Below are 14,923 nucleotides of genomic sequence, written 5' to 3' on the forward strand. Positions count from 1 at the left end.
ATTCAGTCCTCAATTCAACAGATACTTACTCTGCTTGAAGCTGTAGCCCACGGCCATCACCAAACGGCCCGCGCTGGCCGGGTGGTCGGTGCGGGCGGTGTACACGGGCAGCTGCACACTGGTGTTCAGGGAAAAGTTTTTGTAGTACACATCCAGCCCGGGGCCCAGCAACGCGTTATTCATGGCATGCTCGCCGGTGAGTTTGCCTTCGAAGGTTTCGCCCTTGGTTTTCTCGTAAAAGAACTGGGCCGAAGGATATACCTGCCAGTTGGTGCCCAGAGCTACCCGGTAGAACAGATTGGCAAACGTAGTAGTGCTGGGAGCTAAGCTTTCCTGCACAGCATTGCGGGTGGCCCGGCGGTAGCTACTGTTTAGGCTCAGGCCAACATTGCGGAAGCTGCCAATGTAATTAGCGTACATAAACCCATCGGTAGTGCCGGTGCCGGGCTGGTTGAGGGCCGGATAACGGCGGCCTAGGCCGTTGCGGCGCTGGTAGTTGCCGGTGGGTAGCTTGGCCCCGCCCCCCACAATTAGGCGACTTTGTACGCCCGCTGTTTCAATGGCCCGAATAAGGTGGTAGCCAGCAAAAACCGTCGCGTCGCCCACGCCGGCCAGGTTCAGCGTTGCGCCGTTGGCCCGGGCCGAGTTCATGACATAGGGCAGAAAGGCGTTCAGCTCCAGTCGTTTGCTCAAAAAGTATTTGCCTCGCAGTTCTACCACCCGGAAAATCTCGTAATCCGACGCATCGCCTTTATGAGAATGACGAAACTCCTCATCTACGTGGTTAAGGGGGCGGGCAATGAACGGCTGGGCTCCGGTGGGGAAGAACTGCGGCTGCTGCCCGTAGCTCTGGTACCCGTTGAACACCCGGTAGCGGTGCATCAGCGAAAAGCCACTCTGGTTATCGTAGGGCGTGATGCCCATGAAGCACCCGCAAATGTCGCAGGCACTAGTTGGCGCGGCCAGTAGCAATACGGGCAGCGCCAGAAATAAAAGTCTCTTGATCATATAGGAAGGAATAGCCCGCCGCCCCAAGCAGCGCATCATTGGGGACCTCTTGAATAGGCGGTTTCTAATGATGCGCACCACCTGAAGTGGCAGCCAGATTTACAGGGCTAGCGGGCTTCGGCCAGCCGCTTGTCCTGAATGAATTCTGTGTCAGTAAGCGTTTGCAGAAAGGCCATCAGATCAGCCTTTTCATTCTCAGAAAGCGAGATGCCCGGCCGGGTGCCTGCCTGCCGAAACTGCGCGTCCAGGGTGGCCGATTCTAGCATTCCATCGGCATAATGGTCCAGTACCTGCCGTAAGGTCTGGAAACGACCATCGTGCATGTAAGGCGGGGTGAGGGCCACGTTGCGCAGGCTGGGCACCTTGAACCGCCCCACGTCCTGCGGGCGGCCCGTAATGTGGGCCCGCCCGGAATCTGCTGCAAAGCTGCGGTCCAGCCCGTTATTGCGGTACGTCTCATCTGTAAACAACTCGCCCGCGTGACAGGAGCCGCACTTCTGGCGTAGCAGGGTGAGGCCCCTCAGTTCCCCGGCTGACAATTCGCCCCCGGCTTCGTGGCGACTATACTGGTCGTAGCGGGAGTGGCTGCTGGTGAAGGCGGCCGTGAACTGTGCCAGTGCCTTCAGCAGCTGCTGGGAGTCGATAGGCTTACGGCCGTACACCTGCGCAAACCGTTGCTGGTAGCCTGCATCCGCATTGAGCTTGTACAGTATGTTTTCCAGGGTTTCGTCCATCTCCACGGGGTTGGTGATGGGGGCCAGCGGCATAGTTTCGAGGTTTTTGGCTCCCCCATCCCACAGGAATTCACTCCGCCACCGCAGATTCTGCAGCGCCGGCGCATTACGGGTGCCCAGCAGATTGTCTACGCCGTGACTTACGCGGTGGTCCTGGTGGGCGAAGGCCACAAACTGCTGGTGGCAGCTACCGCACGAAATATCTCCGGTGCGCGACAAGCGCGGGTCATAGAACAGCGTCCGGCCCAGTTCGAAAGCTTCCCGGGTAGGTGGGTTCTGGCTGGTGGCGTACACCGGCGCCGGGAAGTTCGCGGGAACTTGGGTGCCGGGCACTTCCCAGTCGGGCGCCACGTCGGCATCGGTGGTGCAGCCTCCCGCCAGCAGTCCGGCCAGCCCCGCCAGGGCCAGCCGAACCGTCAGGTTTCGGAACATGATAAACGGCCGTTAGTTAGCGTGCACATGGTCCACGCGGAACATACCGGCGGCTTGGTTATCCGCTACTTTCACCGAGTTGCTGCCGCCCATTGTGTTAGAGAGGGTAGAAAAGTCGATGGGATTCGGACCGGTAAACATCTTCAGTACATCGGCTGCCAGATGCACGGCTGGCGTCCGGTCTTTGCGAATCTGAATGGTGGCCCCATTCAGCGAGGGCGACACGATGCGAATGGTATTGTTCGGCTTCTTAAATCCCCCGATGTGAAACAGCAGCTGCTTGTTGCCTCCAGCCTGCGGTGAGCTGCCCTCCAGCTTGGTATAGATGTAACCGGAATTCCAGGTCCAGAACATGCCATTAGCTGGGTCCAGCGCCCCGGTTTGTGCCCCCGATACGTTACGGGCACTGTCCACGCCAATCGTAAACGTGAGGGCAGTGTAGTCGCCCGCCGGCACGTTGGTTAGGGTGAAGGATTTGGTAACCGCGTCCGATTGTTTGAGCAGGTGGTAGCTCTCCGGCTCGGCATACTCGGTGCCATCAGCCTTTCTCAGTTTGATGTTGGAGAGGTAGTAGTTGAAGGTGGAAACCGTGAACTGCTGACCGGACGAAGTGGTGTAGGTACCCGTATTAAGCACCAGCGGAACGTTGCCAACCAAGTGGTCAACCTCCACATCCAGCGTGCCGGCGGCGGGCGTGGTTACGTCCGCATCATCAGTGCAGGCAGAGAAAGCAACGGTCAGGAAAGAAAGACAGGCAAGAGTAAACAGGCGAAATTTCATCGAAAAAACGGCAAATACAGGAAACTGAAAAACAGCCGTCAGCCGGATATCCTGTGCAGATATCCGGGACGAGGCAGCCCTGCTATGGCAGGCCGGGCGCAATCCGAAATTCAGGCCTGGGCCGTGGGGGGATGAAAAACGCCGTGTACCGACGAAAAAGCGTAGCAGGAGGCCACGCACGGGCCAAAGTGCACCTGGGCTTGGTAAACAGCTGCAAGCTTGGGCAGCACTACGCAAAGCAGGGGTGCCAGTACCTCGTACTTCACCTTGGCGAAACCGGCGCCGGGAGCCTTGCTTTCCGTATCGGCGGCTTTGCCGAGCTGCCTGCGCAGGTGGCACTTGCCGTTACAGTGCAGCCGGGGCTTGTTCTTATTCACACAGAACAGCCGGGTGATTTCCGCCTTCCGCGCCTGGTAATCCATTACCAGCAGCTCCCGACTAAACGTCTGCAGCAAAATAAGTACGGCCAGAAACAGGGCGAAAAAACGGGTCATCCCAACAACGCTACTAGATAAACGCTGCTGCAAGGTACCGCTCAACAGCCGGAATGCGGCGCGTTATTGCTGTTTTCTGTCTAAAAGGCAAGCAATTGTTCTACCTGTTCCTGCAGAAGCTGCTGATACAAAGGCTCAGTAAGCGTGCCCTCAGCCGTCAGGTGTTTATCAATGAACGGGAGCCGGACCCGCTGGGGCAGAACGGCGGTACCCAGGTACATCAGCACGTCGGTCAAGTGGTTCAGGGGAAGAATACCGCCCTGGGCACCGCTGCTCAGGCCTACCAGCGCGGCCTTTTTCCCGCGAATGCCGCCAGGGTAAGGTAATCCATCAATAAAGGCTTTCAGAACGCCGGGAAAAGAGCAGTTATACTCCGGAACTACAAACACCAGCTTATCGGCCGCCTCCGCCATAGCTACCAGGCGGTTGAAATCAGTATGCTGTCCTGTGTTGTGGTAGAGTGCGGACGTAGTGAAATCCAGCGGCAGCAGGACTAGATCCAGAATCTGAGCGTCTGTTCCCTGCTCGGCCAATAAGTTCAGGTATAAGTCCGCAATGCGTCGAGCCCGGGAGTTGGGCCGATTGGTACCGGCAACGATGGTTATCATCAGAAGAAATAGAATTAGAAGTCAGTGGCTGGCACAGAATAGGAACAGCATCTTTGCTGCACTGTTTTCGGCTCGCCTGGGAGCAATAAAAAAGCGAAACGGAAGCCCGTTTCGCTTTTTTTGAGTCCTGATAAGCACAACCGATAACTCTACGCCAAGTTATTCGAAGTTGCCTTAGCCAAGAGGAATTCCTGGTTCAGGATAGCAATGTTTTCGAGTGAAATACCCACCGGGCACTCTGCCGCGCAGCTACCAATGTTGGTGCAGGCTCCGAAACCTTCGATATCCATTTGTGCCACCATGTTTTCCACGCGGGTTTTGCGCTCCACGTGGCCCTGGGGCAGCAACGCCAGCTGGCTCACCTTCGCCGAAACGAAGAGCATAGCCGAGGCATTCTTGCAGGAGGCCACACAGGCACCGCAACCAATGCATGTTGCTGCTTCGAAAGCCCGGTCGGCAATTTCCTTGGGAACCGGAATTTCGTTGGCGTCAGGTGTACCACCGGTGTTGATGGATACGTATCCGCCCGCCTGAATAATCCGGTCGAAAGCCGAGCGGTCCACGCTCAGGTCTTTGTTGACCGGAAACGCAGCAGCCCGCCAAGGCTCAATGGTAATCGTATCACCATCGGAAAACTTGCGCATGTGTAGTTGGCAGGTGGTGGTACCCGACTCGGGGCCGTGCGCCCGACCATTGATGAACAGATTGCACGAACCACAGATACCTTCCCGGCAATCATGATCAAACGCAACCGGTTCCTCGCCTTTGCGGAGCAGGTCTTCATTGAGTACGTCCAGCATCTCCAGGAAGGACATATCCGGCGAGATATCCTTCACTTGGTAATCCACGATGTTGCCTTGAGTATTGCGGTTTTTTTGCCGCCACACTTTTAGCGTAAGGTTCATCGGTTTGGCATTGGGGTTACTTCCAGCCATTTTATTTCTGAATTATGAATTATGAATTAGAGATTATGAATCGAAATCATGAATTATGAACGATACTCCCTGAACAGGCAGACCACTCACAATTCATAATTCCTAACTCATAATTCAGCTCTACTTGTAGCTACGCTGCGTGAGTTTCACGTTTTCGAACACCAGCTCCTCCTTATTCAGGATTTCCGGCTGGTTTTCGCCCACGTACTGCCAAGCAGCCACATAGGCGTAGTTGTCGTCGTCGCGCTTTGCTTCACCTTCTTCGGTGGCGTACTCCTCGCGAAAGTGGCCGCCGCAGCTTTCGTTGCGGTCCAGCGCGTCGTCTACCATCAGCTCGCCCAACTCAATGAAGTCGGCTACGCGACCGGCTTTTTCCAGTGCCTGGTTTAGCTCGTTTTCGGTGCCGGTCAGCTTCAGGTCGCTCCAGAACTCCTTACGCAGTTTTTGGATTTCCGCTTTGGCAAAGCGCAGTCCTTCCGCATTGCGCGCCATACCGCAGTATTCCCACATCAGGTTGCCCAGATGTTTGTGGAAATCGTCAGGTGTGCGAGTGCCATTGATGCTCATCAGCTTCTGCACACGGGCGCGTACTTCGGCTTCCGTTTGCTGGAAGGCGGGGTGGTCGGTCGTAACCGGCTTGGGCGGCGTTTGGGCCAGATAATCCCCGATGGTGTAGGGAATCACGAAGTAGCCGTCAGCCAAGCCCTGCATCAGGGCCGAAGCGCCGAGGCGGTTAGCACCGTGGTCGGAGAAGTTGCACTCCCCGGTTGCATACAAACCAGGAATGGTGGTCTGCAGGTTGTAGTCAACCCAGAGGCCGCCCATAGTGTAGTGTACCGCCGGATAGATGCGCATCGGCTGCTGGTACGGGTTTTCGTCGGTGATTTTGGCGTACATGTCGAACAGGTTGCCATACTTCTGGCTTACTGCCTCCGCACCGGTCCGCTTGATAATATCCGCGAAATCGAGGTACACAGCTAGTCCCGTGCTGCCTACGCCACGACCTTCGTCGCACATCTGCTTGGCATTGCGCGAAGCCACGTCACGCGGCACGAGGTTACCAAACGCCGGGTACTTGCGCTCCAAGAAGTAGTCCCGGTCGTCCTCGGCAATGTCCGAAGCTTTGATTTCGCCTTTGCGTACACGCTCAGCAATTTCTACTGTTTTGGGCACCCACACGCGGCCGTCGTTACGCAACGACTCCGACATCAGCGTCAGTTTCGACTGGTAGTCACCCGATACCGGAATGCAGGTCGGGTGAATCTGGGTGAAGCAGGGGTTGGCGAAGTAGGCACCGCGCTTGTGGGCCCGCCAGGCAGCCGTCACGTTGCAATACATGGCGTTGGTGCTCAGATAGAACACGTTGCCGTAACCGCCGGTAGCTAGTACCACGGCGTGGGCCGCGTGTTGCTCAATCTCGCCGGTAATCAGGTTGCGGGTGATGATGCCCCGGGCCTGACCATCCACTACCACCACGTCCAGCATCTCGGAGCGGGTGTACAGCTTCACCTTGCCATAAGCGACCTGACGCGAAAGGGCCGAGTAGGCACCCAGCAGCAGCTGCTGTCCAGTCTGGCCCCGGGCGTAGAACGTCCGGCTCACCTGAGCACCCCCGAAAGAGCGGTTGGCCAGCAATCCACCATATTCCCGGGCAAATGGTACGCCCTGAGCTACGCACTGGTCGATGATATTGACCGATACCTGCGCCAGCCGGTACACGTTGGCTTCGCGGGCACGGTAATCACCACCTTTAATAGTGTCATAAAACAGCCGGAATACGGAGTCGCCGTCGTTCTGGTAGTTTTTGGCCGCATTGATACCACCCTGCGCAGCAATGGAGTGGGCCCGACGCGGGGAATCGTGGAAGGTAAATGCTTTCACGTTATAGCCCAGCTCAGCCAGAGAGGCTGCTGCCGAGGCACCAGCCAAGCCGGTACCCACCACGATAATATCGTACTTCCGCTTATTGGCGGGGTTTACGAGCTTAACGTTGAACTTATGCTTGTCCCATTTTTCGGCCAAAGGGCCTTCGGGAATTTTGGAATCCGGAAACATCGGCTGTCGAGTTTAGGACTTATTTGAAGAAGAAGAAGTAGACCGGCATGGCGGCAAAAGCAGCGCACACGACAATCGAGAAAGCATACCCTACAAACTTGATGGCGGGCGTGTACTTGCGGTGCGTGAGGCCCAGCGTCTGGAAGGCGCTGCTGAAGCCGTGAAGCAAATGATAGAGTAGTGCGAACTGAGCTACCACGTACAGCGCCACGTAGAACGGATTTTTGAAAGCGTCCAGTACCAGCGTGTAAGCATCTTCGTTGCCGTTGGCGTCGCGCGGTACATCTCCAAACCGCAAGGAGCCGAAGAAGTTGTACAGATGCACAACCAGGAAAAATAGCACAATGGAGCCCAGCATAGCCATGCTGCGGGAATGCCAAGAGCTATTCTGCTCAATGTGGTTGGATACATAGCCCTGGCTGCCCCGGGCGCTACGGTTTTTGATGGCCAGGGAAAGACCTTCGTAAATGTGAAATCCGAAGCCCAGTACCAGCACAATTTCCAGCGTGCGGATAATGGGGTTGTGGCCCATGAATTCGGAGTAAGCATTGAATGCTACTCCATTATCGGCCTTGAATAACTGTAGGTTACCAACCAAGTGAACTACTAGGAAGGAACAGAGAAACAGGCCGGTTACGGCCATGATGATTTTGCGGCCGATGCTGCTGGAAAAGGTTTTGGAAATCCAACTCATAGAGAGTTACTGAATGGTTTGGGTGGGTTGGTTGTACCGGCCAAAGGTAGCTTCCAACCTAACAGGAAACAATCTGAATAAGCTGGCTGCGTTAGATGCATCAGAGTGAATCTATCCCCGGCCAACTCCGTTAGTACCTTGCGCTGGTTACCTAACCTGAAGCATAGATTTTTGTTAGGTTCCTGCTGGGTTTTTACTGAACTTCCTCTTCTTCCTGTCTCCCGCCTGTTAAGCCGTTGATTGTATGAATCATGTAGTACATAATCGCCCGGTACGGCTTTGGCTGGCTGGGCTGCTTTTATTGGTCGTCTGGTTAAGCTCGTGGTCAACGGCGCAGGCCACACACCTGCGCGCTGGCGACATTCAGGCCAAGACCGATACCACTGCTGCCCGTAACCCGCGCCGCATCTTCTTCAAACTAGTGCTATATACGGATGCATCAGCCCCGAATGCGGTAGATGAGCCTTTCGTAACAATATTTTTTGGTGACCGGACCTGTACCGGGGAAAGAGCTGTACCTCGGGTCAAGAAGGAGTTAATTTCCCCGGATTACTATCGTAACGTCTACTATTTCGAACATACGTACAATTCGCCAGGGACTTATAAGGTTATGTACCTGAGCGAGAACCGGGTGGCAGGCGTGGTGAACATGGTTAATTCCGTTAACCAGTCCTTTTTCATATCGACCACGGTCACCATTGACCCGTTTCTTACGAATACCTCCCCGGTTCTGAAGGCTCCCGCAATTGATAAGGCCGCTATCCGGCAGGTATTCCTTCACAACCCTGCCGCGTTTGATGCCGACGGGGATTCTCTGGCCTACGAACTGCAGCCGAGCCAGCAGGCCGGAACCGTCGCTTCGGCCCTTAATAACTGCACTCCGGTGCCATCAACAGTTGGTGGATTTCGCTATCCGAATGACCCGGCTTTGGGAGGCAGTCCGGTGCAGGTAGCCTATTCCGGCCCTCCGGTAGGGCGACCAGGGGAAGCGGCCATCTTTGAGCAGGATGCCCGTACCGGCCAGATTGTGTGGAACTCGCCCGCCATTCAGGGCGACTACAACGTGGCATTTGTGGTAAGAGAATACCGCCGGACCCCAGGTGAGAAGGCGCGTCTGATTGGCGAAGTGGTGCGGGACATGCAGATTACGGTGCGGGCCACCAACAACCTGCGCCCCACCATCATGGTGCCCGCCGATATCTGCGTAATAGCCAACACGCCGGTTCCTAACGGTATTATTACGGCTACTGACCCCGATAATAACCCGATTACGTTGGAAGCCTTCGGGGGAATGTTGCCCACGCCGGGTTCCTTCGTACAGACGGCGACCGGGCCTCCTACCGCGCGGGGCGTGTTCCAGTGGACTCCCACCTGCGCCAACATTCGCACGGACCCTTACCCGGTGCTGTTCAAGGCTACTGACCGTCCGGTGGCCGGACAGACGCCGCTAATTGACGAGCGTACCTGGCTGATAACGGTTATCGGGCCAGCACCGCAAAACCTGCGCGCTACGCTGCAGGGAAGTACCAGCCGACTTGACTGGGACAGTTACAGCTGCCAGAACCCCGGAGCGCAGATCCTGATTTTCCGCCGCGAAAACTCCTACAACTTCATTCCCGGGCCGTGCGAAACCGGCCTGCCGGCTGCGGCCGGCTACACGCAGGTGGGCTCGGTAAGTGCCGGCACCCGCACCTTCTTGGACGATAACAACGGCCGGGGGCTGGACCGGGGCAAAACGTACTGCTACCGTATCTATGTGCAATTTGCCGCGCCGGGAGGGGGCGCCAGCATTGCCTCCAACGAGGCGTGTGTAACCCTTAATGGCCGTGCGGCTCGCCTCACTAATGTTACGGTGGACCGTACGGATCCGGCCAACGGGCAGATTACCGTACGCTGGACCAAACCAACTTCCTCGGTAGGCTTTGGTACGCCGCGTGGCTACCGCCTGTATCGGGCCCCAAGCCTGAACCCGGTTGCCGCTGATTTCGCGCAGGTGTATACCACCACGAACCTGGACGATACGACGTTTGTGAATACTGGTCTGAATACCACTGCCAACACGTATTCTTATCGACTGGAGTTCTATAACACGGCGGTTGCCGGGGCGGCCGAAACGGTGGAAACGGCTGGTCCGGCCTCCAGCGTGCGGGTTGCGGGCACTCCCAATCCGCTTGCCAACACCATCACGGTTGCTTGGACATACAGAGTGCCGTGGGATAACAGCAAACGGCCAACCACGGTGTATCGTCGGGAGCCGGGTGGGGCGTTCCGGCCGGTTGCCAAAGTAACGGGCACGGCTACCGGTGGCACCTACACCGACGCCGGCAGCAGCACCGCACCGCTGGTAAAGGGCCGCACGTACTGCTACTACGTGAAAACCAACGGCACCTACGACAGCACGCTGCCTGACTCGCTGATTAACCTTAGCCAAGAGCAGTGCGTTGATCTGCGGGCTATTCCCTGCACGCCGGTTCTTACGCTAAAGCCCACCAACTGCGACAGTCTGGCCAGCCGCTTGTTTGACTTGCCGACCACGCCTCTTAGCGGCCAGGTATATACCAACTCCCTGAGCTGGACGCTCAGCAATCTGCCCAACGCCGACTGTAGCCGCAACATCGTTTCCTATATCATCTTCTACGCGGCTACCGATGCGGAGCCGCTGCAGGAACTGACCCGCGTACCCGGCTCCCAGACTACATATCTGCATCAGGGTCTTACTTCGGCGCAGGGCTGCTACGCCGTGCAGGCGGTAGATGCCAATGGCGCAGTTAGTGCGCTCAGCAATAAGGAGTGCAAGGATAATTGCCTGCTGTTCCTGTTACCCAACATCTTTACCCCCAACGGCGACGGTAAAAACGACACCTTCCGGCCCAAGGTCTTCAGCCCCATCACCCGCACTTCCGTAAAGATTTTCAACCGCTGGGGAGTGAAAGTGTACGAAAGCGACAAAGACCCGCTCATCAACTGGACCGGCGGCGGCAGCGGCACGGAGTCCGGCTCTAACGCTAAGGTGTCGGATGGCATGTACTTCTACCAGGCCGAGGTAGAGTTTCAGGATACGAACCGTACCAAGCGTACTTTCAAAGGCTGGGTGCAGGTCAACCACTAATAGCTGCCATAACGCTTAGTTGCGTAAAAGCCGGATGACCCAGTTGGTTCATCCGGCTTTTTTCATTCCCTTTTCTCATGAAAAACACTTTTCTTCTTGGCTTCCTGCTGTTGGCAGCTGCCTGCACCTCACCCCAGCAAACCACTACTGCTGAAACCCAAACTACTACGCAGGAGCCCGTTGGTGCTGCTGCAGTCAGCGAAACCCAGGCAGCTACCATTGCCACGCGCTACTTTCGTTCCCAGCCTGATTCGGCCGTGTACCAACTCAATACGTTGCAGGTAATGGAAGCCGGACCGCATTGGCAGGTGTTGGTAAAACGCTCTGACCGCGTCGGCCGCATGCCTGATAATTCGGCCATTGAGGTAGATAAGCAGACCGGAGCCGTTAGCACCGTGATGGTGAAGTAAAACCTGCTGCTCCATAGTGCGAAGCGTTGCGCATTCCCGGCTATTTCTGCAGCTTGCGCCTCCAAATTCCAACCCCTGCCTGCTGCTCTTGCTGGTGTACCGCTGGACAGCAGGTTAAAAGATCGACCATGAAAGCAGTGATTTTCCCCGGCCAGGGCAGCCAGTTCAGTGGTATGGGCCGTGAGTTGTACGAGCAGCACCCAGCCGCCCGGCAGCTGATGGACCAGGCCAACGAAATCCTGGGCTTCTCACTAACCGAGGTGATGTTCTCGGGCTCTGAAGAAGACCTGCGCCGTACTGATGTAACGCAGCCGGCTATTTTTCTGCATTCAGTGGCGCTGGCCGCCGTATTGCCCAATTTCCGCCCCGCTATGGTGGCCGGCCACTCCCTGGGTGAGTTTTCGGCGCTGGTTGCGGCCAAGGTGCTGCGCTTTGAGGATGCCTTGCAGTTGGTTGCAAAGCGGGCCAATGCTATGCAGGCTGCCTGCCAGGAGCAACCCGGCACCATGGCGGCTATCCTCGCCTTAGACGACGACACGACGGCCCGTATCTGCCAGGAAATTACTGACGGCGGCAACGTGGTGGTAGCGGCCAACTATAACTGCCCCGGTCAGCTGGTCGTATCCGGTTCTCAGCGTGGCATTGAGCTGGCTTGTGAGCAGCTGAAAGCCGCCGGAGCCAAGCGGGCTCTGCCGCTGCCGGTGGGTGGCGCATTCCATTCTCCCCTCATGAAATCGGCGGAAACGGCGCTGGCGGAGGCCATTGCCCGTACTACCTTCTCGGCGGGTATCTGCCCGGTATATCAGAACGTAGATGCGGCTCCGCACACCAACCCCGACGAAATCCGGGAGAATCTGGTGCGGCAGCTGACGGCGCCCGTTCGTTGGACGCAGAGCGTACAGCGCATGGTGCAGGACGGCGCAACGGAATTTGTAGAGTGCGGCCCCGGCAAAGTATTGCAGGGACTTGTAAAGAAGATTGCCCCGGAAGCGGCTATCAGCTCGGCTATAGTATAGCTGCACCACAACCCAAAAAGAGAGGCCTGCCGATAACTTCGGCAGGCCTCTTTTTTCGGTTCAGATGCGTTGCACTTCCAGCGGGTCGGGGCAGGTTGCCAGCAGCATTGCTACCGTACGGTCCAACGCCGGGTGTAGCACATGGGCCGCAATTTCAGCCAGCGGCACCAGGGCAAACCGGCGTCCCGGCAGGCGCGGGTGCGGTAGCTGAAGTTGAGGTGTATCCAGCACCAACGTATCATACAGCAGAATATCCACGTCCAGCGTGCGGGCTCCCCAACGCACCAGCCGTTCCCGCCCTGCCTGCTGCTCAACGGCCTGGCAGGCCGTCAAAAGTTGGTTGGGAGTAAGAGAAGTCCGGATACTCACGGCTTGGTTCAGGAAAGCCGGCTGGTCCTCTAAGCCCCAGGCCGCCGTTTCATACAAGCCCGAGACGGCCAGCACGACGCCCGCTGAAGCCTCCAACTGCCGGACTGCTTCGAGAAGAATGGTGGCCCGGTTTCCGAGGTTGGAGCCGAGTAGGAGGTAGGCGGTGGGCATGAGCTTACAGGACGCGCCGCAGAAACTCCAACGTAGCCTCAGCCGCTTGTTGGGCTTCAGTAGGCAACTCGGTTGAGGGCCAGGGGTGGCCGCCGCCGAAGTTGTGTGTTACGCCGGGCAGAATACGTAACTCGGCGGCCGGCTGCCACTCCTTGAGTTGATGGGCACGGTCTACCGGTACCGTTTCGTCCTGGTCGCCGTGCAGAATGAGAACGGCGCGGCTCCTGAGCTTGCGGCGCAGGCCATGGCGGATATCGAGCCGCAACCGGTTCTGATGGTAATCTTCCACAATCTGGAAATACAACGGGAGCTGCTGCTTGGTGCGGCTGTTCTCAACGTGAAACACGCCCTGCTGCTGCCATTGCTGCATAAGTGGCTCCGACCAGCCCGGATTCACGTCACTGATGGCGGCCCAAGATGCTACGGCTTTTACGCGGGCATCTTCAGCCGTTTTCAGCAGCACCAGGCCGCCGCCCCGGCTGTGACCGATGAGCGCCAGCCGCGTCAAGTCCATTTCCGCAGCCGGAATGCCCGCCTGACCGGACGTATGCAAATAATCCAGCAGGGCCCCAATGTCGTCAAGCTCCAGGCTGAAATTGTTGCGGCCAAAGGCTTCCAGATCCTCCAGGTCGCCGGTGCCGCCTACTACCAGGCCATTGTGCGAAAGGTTCAGCTTCACGAACACGAAGCCCTGATGGGCAAACCAATCGGCCAGCAGATTGAAATGGCCCCAGTCTTTAAAACCCTTGAACCCGTGCACAAATACCACCACCGGCTTGGGTTGCCCGTCGGCCACAAACCGTGCATCGGCCGCGAATGGCCGGCTGTGGCGGGCGCAGGAAAGCAGAAAATCAACGGATGTCGGTTGAGTTGCCATAGCAGCGAAGGTAAGTGGATTGTTGAACTGGTGGATGGGCGAATAGTTGGATGGCTGGACGAGTGACCAGTTCACCTATCCGCCAGTTCATCCGTCCAACAATTCAACAATCCACTTACCTTCGCAGCGCCCAAAATACCCGCATGACCGTTACGCTGGATCAGATACAGGCTCCCATAGCCGCCGAGATGGAGGAATTCGAACAGAAATTCCGCCAATCCATGCAAACTAAGCAGTTGTTGCTGGACAAAATCATGGGGTACATTGTGAAGCGCAAGGGCAAGCAGATCCGGCCCATGTTCGTGTTCTTCACGGCCAAAATCAGCGGCGGCGACCCGCTGCCGGAGGCGTCGTTTCGGGGCGCGGCCCTCATTGAGTTGCTGCATACGGCTACCCTCGTGCACGACGACGTGGTGGACGAAAGCAACTACCGGCGCGGCTTTTTCAGCATCAATGCGCTCTGGAAAAACAAGATTGCCGTACTCGTGGGCGATTATCTGCTCAGCAAAGGCTTGCTGCTGAGCCTAGAAAACGACGATTACGAGCTGCTCAAAATTGTGAGCAACGCCGTGAAAGAGCTGAGCGAAGGGGAACTGCTGCAGATTGAGAAGGCCCGCCGCCTCGACATTACGGAGGATGTATACTTCGATATCATCCGGCAAAAAACGGCCTCCCTCATTGCGTCCTGCTGCGCCGTGGGTGCCGCCTCGGCCGGGGCCGACAAGGAAACCATTGAGCGCGCCCGCCTCTTTGGCGAGAAAGTGGGTATGGCGTTCCAGATCAAAGACGACCTGTTCGACTTCGGTACCGCCGAAATCGGTAAGCCGGTGGGGATTGATATCAAGGAGAAAAAGATGACGTTGCCGCTCATCTACGCCCTGCAGCAGGCCGACTGGCTTACCAAACGCCGCGTTATCTTCAACGTGAAGAACAACGACGGCCGCAAAGACCGGGTGCAGGCCGTTATCAAGTTTGTAAAGGAGTCGGGGGGGCTGGAATATGCCATTCAGGTGATGGAGCGTTACCGCAACGAAGCCCTGGAAATCCTGCGCACCTTCCCTGAATCGGCTTCCCGTACTTCACTGGAGCAGCTTATCAACTACACTATCGAGCGGGAAAAATAACCCGCTACGTCCGCAACAGAGCGTGTGCGTTTACGCAAAAAGTCCTTGACGCCGGTAGGCTGTCAAGGACTTTTTGCAGTAATAAACTGACTGTTTTTACAAACTGT

General features: G+C 57.0%; 14 protein-coding genes. 4 read left to right on the plus strand and 10 right to left on the minus strand.

Features of this window, described 5'->3' with window-relative positions; genetic code table 11:
* Positions 1-9: 9 nt before the first annotated feature.
* The 8 genes from HSW_RS07255 to HSW_RS07290 form a co-directional block, all read right to left on the minus strand.
* A complete protein-coding gene (locus HSW_RS07255; protein WP_155832867.1) occupies positions 10-1,008 on the minus strand; it encodes a hypothetical protein in 999 nt (332 codons plus the stop codon).
* A 107-nt stretch (positions 1,009-1,115) separates the two neighbouring features.
* Complete coding sequence (locus tag HSW_RS07260) at positions 1,116-2,174, minus strand: cytochrome-c peroxidase (protein WP_052346208.1); 1,059 nt, start codon at positions 2,172-2,174, stop codon at positions 1,116-1,118.
* A 12-nt stretch (positions 2,175-2,186) separates the two neighbouring features.
* Positions 2,187-2,954, minus strand: coding sequence for an MbnP family protein (locus tag HSW_RS07265; RefSeq protein ID WP_044001403.1), 768 nt, complete (start codon positions 2,952-2,954; stop codon positions 2,187-2,189).
* A 110-nt stretch (positions 2,955-3,064) separates the two neighbouring features.
* Positions 3,065-3,448 carry a hypothetical protein gene (locus HSW_RS07270; protein WP_044001404.1) on the minus strand — a complete coding sequence of 128 codons (384 nt, stop codon included), beginning with the start codon at positions 3,446-3,448 and terminating at the stop codon, positions 3,065-3,067.
* An 80-nt stretch (positions 3,449-3,528) separates the two neighbouring features.
* Positions 3,529-4,056: an NADPH-dependent FMN reductase gene (locus HSW_RS07275; protein ID WP_044001405.1), complete on the minus strand. Its 528-nt coding sequence runs from the start codon at positions 4,054-4,056 to the stop codon at positions 3,529-3,531.
* A 149-nt stretch (positions 4,057-4,205) separates the two neighbouring features.
* A complete protein-coding gene (locus tag HSW_RS07280; protein WP_044001406.1) occupies positions 4,206-4,961 on the minus strand; it encodes a succinate dehydrogenase/fumarate reductase iron-sulfur subunit in 756 nt (251 codons plus the stop codon).
* Positions 4,962-5,111: 150 nt separating this feature from the next.
* A complete protein-coding gene (locus tag HSW_RS07285) occupies positions 5,112-7,046 on the minus strand; it encodes a fumarate reductase/succinate dehydrogenase flavoprotein subunit (RefSeq protein WP_044001407.1) in 1,935 nt (644 codons plus the stop codon).
* A gap of 19 nt (positions 7,047-7,065) precedes the next feature.
* Positions 7,066-7,740, minus strand: a complete 675-nt coding sequence (locus HSW_RS07290; protein ID WP_044001408.1) for a succinate dehydrogenase cytochrome b subunit — start codon at positions 7,738-7,740, stop codon at positions 7,066-7,068.
* Positions 7,741-8,350: 610 nt separating this feature from the next.
* Between HSW_RS07290 and HSW_RS07295 the strand changes: the two genes are divergently transcribed.
* The 3 genes from HSW_RS07295 (at position 8,351) to fabD (ending at position 12,275) form a co-directional block, all read left to right on the plus strand.
* A complete protein-coding gene (locus tag HSW_RS07295; RefSeq protein WP_052346209.1) occupies positions 8,351-10,849 on the plus strand; it encodes a T9SS type B sorting domain-containing protein in 2,499 nt (832 codons plus the stop codon).
* A gap of 77 nt (positions 10,850-10,926) precedes the next feature.
* Positions 10,927-11,259, plus strand: a complete 333-nt coding sequence (locus HSW_RS07300) for a hypothetical protein (RefSeq protein WP_044001409.1) — start codon at positions 10,927-10,929, stop codon at positions 11,257-11,259.
* Positions 11,260-11,387: 128 nt separating this feature from the next.
* The gene (gene fabD / locus HSW_RS07305; RefSeq protein WP_044001410.1) at positions 11,388-12,275 is read left to right on the plus strand and encodes an ACP S-malonyltransferase; all 888 of its coding nucleotides are present in this window, start codon (positions 11,388-11,390) and stop codon (positions 12,273-12,275) included.
* 60 nt (positions 12,276-12,335) lie between these two features.
* On the opposite strand, the gene folK is transcribed toward fabD, so the two are convergent.
* Both folK and HSW_RS07315 read right to left on the minus strand, forming a co-directional pair.
* Positions 12,336-12,815, minus strand: coding sequence for a 2-amino-4-hydroxy-6-hydroxymethyldihydropteridine diphosphokinase (gene folK, locus HSW_RS07310; protein ID WP_044001411.1), 480 nt, complete (start codon positions 12,813-12,815; stop codon positions 12,336-12,338).
* 4 nt (positions 12,816-12,819) lie between these two features.
* Entirely contained in the window at positions 12,820-13,692 is an 873-nt protein-coding gene (locus tag HSW_RS07315; RefSeq protein ID WP_044001412.1) for an alpha/beta hydrolase family protein, read from the minus strand.
* A gap of 143 nt (positions 13,693-13,835) precedes the next feature.
* Between HSW_RS07315 and HSW_RS07320 the strand changes: the two genes are divergently transcribed.
* Positions 13,836-14,816 carry a polyprenyl synthetase family protein gene (locus HSW_RS07320; protein ID WP_044001413.1) on the plus strand — a complete coding sequence of 327 codons (981 nt, stop codon included), beginning with the start codon at positions 13,836-13,838 and terminating at the stop codon, positions 14,814-14,816.
* Positions 14,817-14,923 lie beyond the last annotated feature (107 nt).

The organism is Hymenobacter swuensis DY53 (assembly GCF_000576555.1).
Lineage (GTDB): Bacteria > Bacteroidota > Bacteroidia > Cytophagales > Hymenobacteraceae > Hymenobacter > Hymenobacter swuensis.

Bases quoted from the DNA above. Each gene is read 5' to 3' on its own strand.
- HSW_RS07255 (WP_155832867.1), bottom strand. From the start codon at position 1,008: ATGATCAAGAGACTTTTATTTCTGGCGCTGCCCGTATTGCTACTGGCC.
- HSW_RS07260 (WP_052346208.1), bottom strand. From the start codon at position 2,174: ATGTTCCGAAACCTGACGGTTCGGCTGGCCCTGGCGGGGCTGGCCGGA.
- HSW_RS07265 (WP_044001403.1), bottom strand. From the start codon at position 2,954: ATGAAATTTCGCCTGTTTACTCTTGCCTGTCTTTCTTTCCTGACCGTT.
- HSW_RS07270 (WP_044001404.1), bottom strand. From the start codon at position 3,448: ATGACCCGTTTTTTCGCCCTGTTTCTGGCCGTACTTATTTTGCTGCAG.
- HSW_RS07275 (WP_044001405.1), bottom strand. From the start codon at position 4,056: ATGATAACCATCGTTGCCGGTACCAATCGGCCCAACTCCCGGGCTCGA.
- HSW_RS07280 (WP_044001406.1), bottom strand. From the start codon at position 4,961: ATGAACCTTACGCTAAAAGTGTGGCGGCAAAAAAACCGCAATACTCAA.
- HSW_RS07285 (WP_044001407.1), bottom strand. From the start codon at position 7,046: ATGTTTCCGGATTCCAAAATTCCCGAAGGCCCTTTGGCCGAAAAATGG.
- HSW_RS07290 (WP_044001408.1), bottom strand. From the start codon at position 7,740: ATGAGTTGGATTTCCAAAACCTTTTCCAGCAGCATCGGCCGCAAAATC.
- HSW_RS07295 (WP_052346209.1), top strand. From the start codon at position 8,351: ATGTACCTGAGCGAGAACCGGGTGGCAGGCGTGGTGAACATGGTTAAT.
- HSW_RS07300 (WP_044001409.1), top strand. From the start codon at position 10,927: ATGAAAAACACTTTTCTTCTTGGCTTCCTGCTGTTGGCAGCTGCCTGC.
- fabD (WP_044001410.1), top strand. From the start codon at position 11,388: ATGAAAGCAGTGATTTTCCCCGGCCAGGGCAGCCAGTTCAGTGGTATG.
- folK (WP_044001411.1), bottom strand. From the start codon at position 12,815: ATGCCCACCGCCTACCTCCTACTCGGCTCCAACCTCGGAAACCGGGCC.
- HSW_RS07315 (WP_044001412.1), bottom strand. From the start codon at position 13,692: ATGGCAACTCAACCGACATCCGTTGATTTTCTGCTTTCCTGCGCCCGC.
- HSW_RS07320 (WP_044001413.1), top strand. From the start codon at position 13,836: ATGACCGTTACGCTGGATCAGATACAGGCTCCCATAGCCGCCGAGATG.